Below are 1,277 nucleotides of genomic sequence, written 5' to 3'. Positions count from 1 at the left end.
ATAATTCCGGAACGGCTGGTAAGCCCCAAAGTCGGCTTTATGCCCACGAGTGCGTTGCTTGCAACCGGACCCCGAATGGAACCGAGCGTATCCGTGCCCATACCGACGACAGCCAAATTTGCCGCCACGGCCGCAGCGGGACCTGAGCTGGAGCCGGAAGGACCCCGGTTCAATTTATAAGGGTTCAGTGTTTGCCCGCCTGACGAACTATACCCGTTAGCCCCGCCCGGCTTTCCGGGGCCAGGCGCTCCGCCATGGGCCCATTCATCCATGTTCCCTTTGGCCAGAATAATCGCCCCGGCGTCACGGAGTTTTTTCACCATGAACGCATCCTTAACGGGAACAGTACCTTTTAGAGAAGCGGATCCGCCTGTAGTTGGCATATCCGCCGTATCATAATTGTCTTTCAATATGACAGGAATCCCGTGCAACGGCCCCCTGGGCCCCTTTGTTTTCCGTTCCTTATCTAATTCAATAGCAGTTTCCAGCGCTTGCTGGTTCACCGTAATAATCGAATTTAATTTAGGGCCTGCTTTATCGATTTCATCGATTCTTTGCAGATAAAATTTTACAAGTGCTTCCGATGTAAGTTGTCCCGAAGCTAATGCTTTCTGAAGGTCTTCAATTGTGGCCTCCTCGATGACAAACGGTTTTTTGGCCGGAGAGCCTCCTTTGGCAACAACAGAGGTCGGAACAACCACAATAAGCATTAGCAATAATAAGCAAGCTATTCGTAAATTTTTAACCATTCAAATCATCTCCCTCTTGGCTATCATTCTAACCTTGCACGAACATGAACTTCTTGGAATACAATCCCCGACCTTTCGATGTTATTTAATTTCACATAGACATTACATATCCATTACAATATTAATGAAAGTCATATTAATTTTCAAGTGGGTAAAAATTCCAAATATCTGCCTCTTTTCGCATCGTTTGCGACAGGTCCGTTTTCTTGTTCTCTTACGCTCGCTCCATATTTCGCCGTTAGTTTGTGACCTCATAATACGAACGGGCAGGATAGCGCAACAGTGCGCCTAGCAAAGCTAGGCACAACTAGTTGGTGAAAGTCCAACCGAGGTAGGGAGCAAGCCGCCTCGTAGCTAGCAGGCATCTGGTGGCGAGATCCTAAGGATGAAGCCCTGTGAAAAACCCCAATCAGGGTGAAGCAAAACTGCAGGCTGTAACATAAAGTGAATCCTGCCGCAGCGCACGACAGCGTCGTAAAGCGTGAACCTATAAGCCCGGAGGGTGAAGTGGTAAGCGGCGGGAAGGGA

1 protein-coding gene is annotated in these 1,277 nt (G+C 48.8%); it reads right to left on the bottom strand.

Annotation, left to right across the window (positions count from 1 at the left end):
- Window positions 1-749: amidase family protein (locus tag ACFPYJ_RS20610; protein ID WP_379190099.1), on the bottom strand; the 749-nt coding region annotated here is incomplete at its 3' end.
- Between the last annotated feature and the right edge of the window lie 528 nt (window positions 750-1,277).

It is taken from the genome of Paenibacillus solisilvae (genome assembly GCF_042656405.1).
In the GTDB taxonomy this organism is placed as follows: Bacteria; Bacillota; Bacilli; order Paenibacillales; family Paenibacillaceae; genus Paenibacillus_Z; species Paenibacillus_Z solisilvae.
Note: the sequence above shows the minus strand (reverse complement) of the source record. Positions and strands in the feature narration are given on the sequence as shown.